Raw genomic sequence first — 1785 nt, 5'->3', positions numbered from 1 at the left:
GCCGCTGTGGTCGGTGTCGGGGCGACAGGACTTGCAACCTCCACAGTCGCTTCGCCCAGCGCCAGCGCCAGCCCCTCCGGCGCAGGGGCGGCCGGCGCGGGCAAAGCCGTCGGCAGCGGCGTCGTCACCAGGGCGATAACGTGCTCCGGCACATACTGCCGCACCCGCCCCGGCAAAGCGCCCACCAGCCGCGGCAGCGCCCACCACAGCGCCGCCGCCAGAACCACCGCGATAATCACGGTGGCCGCCGCCCATTGTACCCGCCCGCTCGCCATAGGCTTCATTATACCCGGCTACCGCCCATCATGACCGCCTCATTGACAACCCTTCACCCCCGCCCCATAATCCCGCAGAAAGAGAGCATCCGCAGATTACGCAGATGGGTCAGCGCTCTGCCTGGGTATTTGACCTACTACCGAAATATCTCTGACAAATCTGCGTAATCTGCGAAATCTGCGGATTCTTCCGAAAGGCGCATATGAAAGAAGCGATCGGTTTCATTGGACTGGGCATCATGGGCCGCGGCATGGCGGCCAATCTGTTGAAGGCCGGCTTCCCGTTGACGGTCTGGAACCGTACGGCCGGGCGGGCTGCGCCGCTGGTCGACGCCGGCGCGGCGGCGGGCGACAGCCCGGCCGGCGTGGCCCGCCACAGCGACATCATCGTGACGTGCGTCAGCGACACGCCCGACGTGGAGGCGGTCGTTCTGGGTCCGGCCGGCGTTATCGAGGGCGCGCGGCCCGGCGCGCTGGTCATCGATTGCAGCACCATCAGCCCGGCAACAACGCGCGACATCGCCGCCCGGCTGAGAGAGCGCGGCGTCCACTTCCTCGACGCGCCGGTCAGCGGCGGCAGCGAGGGCGCGGCCAAGGGCACGTTGAGCATCATGGTCGGCGGCGAAGCGGAGCAAGTGGAGCGGGCCAAACCGGTGCTGGCGGCCATGGGCAAGACGATCACCCACGTCGGCGGGCCGGGCGCGGGCCAAATGGTGAAGCTAGTTAACCAGATCCTCGTGGTCGTGACCATGCAGGGGGTGGCCGAGGCGCTGCTATTCGCCCAGGCCGGCGGGCTGGATTTGGAGCAGACGCTGGCGGCCGTCGGCGGCGGCGCGGCTGGCAGTTGGATGCTCAACAACCGCGGCCCACAGGTCATTCAGCGCGACTTCCGGCCGGGCTTCACGATTGACTTGCAGCAGAAGGATTTGCGGCTGGTGTTGGAGACGGCCGACCAGTTAGGCATCCCCCTGCCTTCAACGGCGATGGTCTTCCAGTTCTATCGCGCCCTCCAGCAGCAGGGCCTCGGCGGCGACGGCAACCACGCGCTGGCAAAGGCGTTGGAGCGGTTGGCGGGGGTAGAAATTGGGGGTGGGCAGTAGATCGGTTGGTCAGTAGGTCAGTAAGTCAGTTAGGTCGGTGGAGCGCTGTTCGGACGGGAGCGGTGGTCTGGGGGCGACGGGAAGTCGGCGAGGCTGTAGGCACGAGCAAAGCCATCGCGCCGGTCGGGGTAGAAGAAGTAGCTGAGGCTGACCTGCGCGCCGTAGCGTTCGTCTAGCACCACCCCGGTGATGATGAAACCGGCTTTTAGCTTGGCGATCAATACCGGCCGGTTATTGACCATGTGGTTACTCGTCACCCGCTCATAGCCCAGCGCGTGCAGATAAGGGAGTAGATGAGCCAGGAACGCGGCATAGATGCCTCGTCGCCGGTACTCAGGCAGAACAACCGTCCAGGCCATGAAGTAGGTGCTGGGGTCGTTCAGGTAGCCGGTCGACCAACCGGCCGGCCG

2 protein-coding genes and 1 pseudogene are annotated in these 1785 nt (G+C 66.0%); 1 reads left to right on the top strand and 2 read right to left on the bottom strand.

What is annotated here, in order from left to right:
• Nucleotides 1–284: pseudogene (locus tag ACE3UY_RS22420) on the bottom strand (hypothetical protein); the annotation flags it as partial.
• Between the two features lie 194 nt (nucleotides 285–478).
• On the opposite strand from ACE3UY_RS22420, the gene ACE3UY_RS22415 reads away from it, so the two are divergent.
• Complete coding sequence (locus tag ACE3UY_RS22415) at nucleotides 479–1375, top strand: NAD(P)-dependent oxidoreductase (protein WP_374689693.1); 897 nt, start codon at nucleotides 479–481, stop codon at nucleotides 1373–1375.
• A 29-nt stretch (nucleotides 1376–1404) separates the two neighbouring features.
• Here ACE3UY_RS22415 and ACE3UY_RS22410 read toward each other — a convergent pair.
• Nucleotides 1405–1785 (bottom strand): GNAT family N-acetyltransferase (locus tag ACE3UY_RS22410; protein WP_374689692.1); only part of this gene is annotated, 381 nt, incomplete at its 5' end.

Origin of the sequence: Promineifilum sp. (SeqCode) (assembly GCF_041918635.1) — a bacterium.
Classification (GTDB): domain Bacteria; phylum Chloroflexota; class Anaerolineae; order Promineifilales; family Promineifilaceae; genus Promineifilum.
This window is presented reverse-complemented; position numbering and strand designations above follow the sequence as displayed.